Consider the following 4,708-nt stretch of genomic DNA (forward strand, 5'->3'; position numbering starts at 1 on the left):
TGCTAATGCCGGCTTGTTGTGAATCACGTGGTCCTTTAAATGCTGCGGGTTTACCTTGGTATGCGATAGTGCCGCCGTCCAAGTGGTAAATGCCGGTAAGCACTTTCATCAACGTTGATTTACCTGCACCGTTTTCCCCCATTAACGCCATTACGCGCCCTGGGTAAACGTTGAGGCTCGCCTTATCTAGTGCTTTAACACCTGGGAAGGCTTTCTCAATTGAGCTAAGTTCTAAAATGGCTTGAGTCATGTCGGTTCCTTTACTCGGGGCCAGTTGTATTTGATTGTTTTGGTTCAGTGATGACACTGAGCTGTCGTTGCGCTTAGGTTCAAACGCTAAGCTTGAGTTAAAAGGTTACGCCAGCTTGGAAAATAACATTTGCGTATGGCGTGCATTCGCCAGTGCGAATAACCGCGCGGCTGTCATGCGTTCGCTCTTTGAATTCTTCATGAGTGATGTAAGTAATCGAAAGCGATTTGCCGCAACGCGCTTCTTCTGTCTTAACTAAATCAATCAGTGCAGCGTGATGGTCTGGGCTTACTTTCGCAAACTCTTCTGCAATCACAACGCCTTCAATCTGAGATTCATCCAGCATGGTTTTTACTGTTTGCTGAAAGCTCGGAACACCATGAGTTAAGGCAAGATCAATACGAGTTACGTGATCTGGAATCGGCAAGCCCGCGTCACAAATCGTGATTTCATCTGTGTGGCCAAGAGTCGCCACTAAGTAAGAGAGTTCAGAATTAATTAGAGTACTTTTTTTCATATCACGACCTATCGAAAAATAACGTTTAATGGGTTGAGAACAACTCAAGAAAAGCCATCGAAACGTTTCGATAGTGATAATAGTGTTTGATTTATCATTTGCACTCTTCACTTTGCTAGAGTGTGATAACGATCATCGAAACGTTTCGATGGGGCGTTTTTTAGTGATCTTAATCAACGCCATTGATTGCATAAATACGTTCACCATGGAGATATAAAGAGTGCGCTACGGCTTGTTGCCCATACAGTTTTGACACAATGTAGTGTCGCTTAAATTTAATTAAGTGGGGTCAACCGACAAAATGTAGCCAAACTTGGTGATTGTGGTTATCTGAATGTCTGGTGTTCTTAAGCGCGTAAAAACATTACGCAGATTATAGATGACGTTAGCAAGTATGTGAGGAGAGGTGAGTTCCCCTTCCCAGCACATATCAATAATATCTTCCCTAGAAACGGGATCCCCTAGATTTTCTGTTAGTAAACAGAGCACCGAAAGTAGGTGAGGGCGTAAAGTGATTTTATTCCCCTGTTCATTAGTAATCGTTCGAGAGTCAGTATCAATGATTAAGCCGTTGAGCTCTATTGTGTGGTTCATCGTGTTTCTATTCGTCTTATTCTGAATGGTTGAGATTGAGTTAAGTCGCAAGCTACTAAAGCGTGTGGATTATGCAAAATCACGCCACTCTTGAAAGTAAGCTTGCGTAAGTGCGAGGTGGAAAAACCTAAAAACCGGATGATTTGGAAGGGAATGGATTGTTCAAACAAACGTTAGGTGTTTTTTTATTTCTTTTTGATTCAGGCTCTTATGGTGTTTTAACTAATTCTGTTGTCTGGGGTTATAAAGTGATTACATTTTTATTTATTTTTTTGTTTTCTGTGAGCCTATCATGTTCGCGAATTCGACGGGGTGTCGGGTAACTCTAACAAGATTGTGCAGCACAGGAAGGCGTAACAATCTTGATTTGCATTAAGTAAGGTCAAGTAGTAATGGGCAATAAATTAATTCTAAGCATCGCAATGATGTCAGCATTTGCAGCAAACAATGTAATGGCAGCGGACAGTGGTTTGTATCTAGGTGGTGCCATTGGTACTTCTGGCGTCGATGATGGTGGACTATTTTCATCAATTAAAGAGCCAGTGACGTTTGAAGCAGAAGACAATGCTTACCGTATCATTGCTGGCTATAAGTTTAACCGTATTGTATCACTTGAGCTTCAGTACACGGATTATGGTGATGTGGTTGCTAAATATCCTTTAAGAAGCAACGCTGGCTTTACATGGACTCCTCAAGTCTTTTCGATTGCTGCAAACCTTGGTTATACGTTTGATAATGGCGTTCGCCCATTTGGTACAATTGGCTTATCTTCAATCGATCTCGATATGAAGTATGCAGACGGTTCACGTCCTTCAAGTTCTGATTTCGATGATTCAGGTGCAGGTGTACGAGTTGGTTTTGGCGTTGAGTACACCCCAGAAAAGCTTTCTGAGTTAAGCCTGAGACTTGGTTATGAAGCCGATGCATTTACAGTAGAAGTTGACGAGGGCAACTCTTGGAACCGAAAAAAGGTAGAGAAAGATATCGTATTGGCTTCATTCTATCTTGGCGCAATGTACACATTCTAAGTTTCACACTTTGCTAAACGGTAAATCGGTTTCTAAATGGGGCGTCGGTTGGCTCAACCCGTTTGGCTAAAGTGGAAGGCCGCAGTTTTTGACTGCGGTTTTTTTCATGTTCAACTCAGGTAACTCTCGATTGAAGATGTAATCGAATAGCTAGGCTTCACGGATATGAGCGGTGACAGCAACGATGGCATGGTCAGTACTGAATTGGTCGTGTTCAAAGCTGGGATTGATGAGGTGATGGTCGAGCACTGTGTAGCAAGAGATTTCCATCATGCTTGATGAGTTCTGACAGTCAAATTCGTTCGACATTAAAATGTAATCCAGAACAGAACCAGAGGCACCGTAATAGTGGGTTGGTTTGCGTTGTTCAAGTAAGTCTTGTTCATGCAATTGATGATAAATATCCCAGCTGTCTTTTAACCGGAAGTGGGAAAGCCAATGCTTGCTGTTTTCGTCTCTGTTTATTGAATAACTTAATAGCCCTTTAAACTCGTCGTTGAATAGAGGCTTATTAAAGTCACCCATTAACACAACAGGCTGATCGGTTTGGTAACGATGATTGGTGATGTATTGATGCAGCATCTGAGCTTCAAGGCCGCGCTGCACGCTAGATAACCAAGAGCCAAGTTGCTCTTGGTGGAAGCGAGTGAGCGTGTCACTTTGTGATTTTTCACCTTGCTGAGCGTTATCCACATCGATAGATTCTGCTTTGGGTTCTGTCGGACGTTGTGATTTGAAGTGCACCACATAACAGTCGGTTGAACCTAAATGGGGTAACGTAATCGTGGCATGAACAGGCGTTCTGTTGAATGAGAAATTGTCTCCAAGGTTGAACGCTGTCAGTAACTTCGAATCTGGCGTAACAGGCTGTACATTTTCAATTGGGTAGCGGGATGCGATACCAACGACAGGGGAGGTGTATAGGTAATCATCTTCAACGTCTGCGCTATCGACCACTGCAAAGTATGGATAACCTAGCTCATTCATCAATTGCTCTAAAGACTGCGGGCTAAATATCTCTTGAAAGCCAATCACATCACAATCTAATGAACTAATCGCTTCAGCCATCCAATGTTGCTTTTTCTGCCATTCATCGAAGCTGTAGATGTTCTCAAAATCATAGTAAGCATTCGGCGGTTCGAGATAGTTCAGAAGGTTGAACGTTGCGAATGTTATGTGGTTTGGTTTGTTCAAAGTGTCATTCCATTTAGACCTAAGCAGCAAGGATACTCCAGTAAAGTATAGATTGTTGATTATTTAGAACCTAAATTTCACTTTCAAAGCGAATCAAAGCGAATCTAAACCGTGGAGGCTTATGTCATTCCCGCTAGAGCAATCTCCGTGCTTTCCAACGCCACCAAGCTAATTAAAGGAATCAAAGCGATCAGCGTTAACTGCATCCAATAGTTTCGAGCGGTGACGAGTAATTTGTAAATAAACCGTCAGAGATGAAGTGCTGATGGTTTTATTAGTTATTACATGATGTTAGATTTGAACCTATACTTGTTTTAACGGCATGCATTCAAAGCCGATTAATCAACTTGAATATCGAATTCATAACATTTGAAGGGAGAGTCAAATGGGAACAGTTTTTCGACGCAAAGCCTCGCAGCGCACTCAGTTTTTCAGGTCTAATTTAAAGTCCTGTGCAGTTATGCTGCCGCTTATTGTTTTACACCCCTCCGTTACTTACGCTTCTGGTACCCAATCAACTCCTGCTGTCACCGTTATTGAAACCACACAATTGGTTGGTTTTGGTGAAGCAAAATATCCAGCCGATTTTACTCACTTTGATTACGTTAATCCTGATGCGCCAAAGCAGGGCAAAGTGACCTATGGCAGCATAGGTACCTACGATAGCTTTAATCGATTCGGTTCCCGCGGCGTTGCTGCAAGTTATACCGGAGAGATTTACGATACCTTGATGTTTTCTCCGAGCGACGAGATTGATGCGTACTATCCATTGATTGCTTCAAAGGTTCGCTACGCCAGTGATTTCACTTGGATGGAAATCAACATCAACCCAAATGCTAAATTCCAAGATGGTAAACCAATCACGGCTCACGATGTTGCCTTCACCTTTGACAAGTTTTCGAAAGAAGGTGTGCCTCAGTATCGCGTGTATTACAAAGAGATTGAATCAGTAACGGCTGTCTCTGATTTGGTTGTTCGAATTGAGATGAACAAGCCAAACCGCGAGAAGCTGTTTAGCTTTGCGCAAAGCACTCGTGTGTTGCCGAAGCATTTCTGGAAAGACAGAAAGCTGTCTGAACCTCTAAGTGAGCCACCAGTAGGCAGTGGTCCCTATAAGATCATTAG

At 42.6% G+C, this 4,708-nt stretch carries 6 protein-coding genes; 2 read left to right on the forward strand and 4 right to left on the reverse strand.

What is annotated here, in order from left to right:
• From AB4496_RS25340 to AB4496_RS25350, 3 genes are all read right to left on the reverse strand, one after another.
• Positions 1-250 (reverse strand): ATP-binding cassette domain-containing protein (locus AB4496_RS25340; protein WP_372132593.1); only part of this gene is annotated, 250 nt, incomplete at its 3' end.
• 97 nt (positions 251-347) lie between these two features.
• Complete coding sequence (gene rbsD, locus AB4496_RS25345) at positions 348-767, reverse strand: D-ribose pyranase (RefSeq protein ID WP_009844907.1); 420 nt, start codon at positions 765-767, stop codon at positions 348-350.
• A 279-nt stretch (positions 768-1,046) separates the two neighbouring features.
• Entirely contained in the window at positions 1,047-1,361 is a 315-nt protein-coding gene (locus AB4496_RS25350; protein ID WP_009844908.1) for a winged helix-turn-helix domain-containing protein, read from the reverse strand.
• 392 nt (positions 1,362-1,753) lie between these two features.
• Between AB4496_RS25350 and AB4496_RS25355 the strand changes: the two genes are divergently transcribed.
• Positions 1,754-2,389 (forward strand): porin family protein, encoded by a 636-nt coding sequence (locus AB4496_RS25355; protein ID WP_009844909.1) that lies wholly within the window; start codon positions 1,754-1,756, stop codon positions 2,387-2,389.
• Between the two features lie 150 nt (positions 2,390-2,539).
• On the opposite strand, the gene AB4496_RS25360 is transcribed toward AB4496_RS25355, so the two are convergent.
• Positions 2,540-3,583 carry an endonuclease/exonuclease/phosphatase family protein gene (locus AB4496_RS25360; protein WP_009844910.1) on the reverse strand — a complete coding sequence of 348 codons (1,044 nt, stop codon included), beginning with the start codon at positions 3,581-3,583 and terminating at the stop codon, positions 2,540-2,542.
• A 385-nt stretch (positions 3,584-3,968) separates the two neighbouring features.
• Between AB4496_RS25360 and AB4496_RS25365 the strand changes: the two genes are divergently transcribed.
• The coding region (locus AB4496_RS25365) for an ABC transporter substrate-binding protein (RefSeq protein WP_372132596.1) at positions 3,969-4,708 on the forward strand (740 nt) is incomplete at its 3' end.

Origin of the sequence: Vibrio sp. 10N.222.46.A1, from assembly GCF_041473595.1 — a bacterium.
GTDB classification, from domain to species: domain Bacteria; phylum Pseudomonadota; class Gammaproteobacteria; order Enterobacterales; family Vibrionaceae; genus Vibrio; species Vibrio tasmaniensis_A.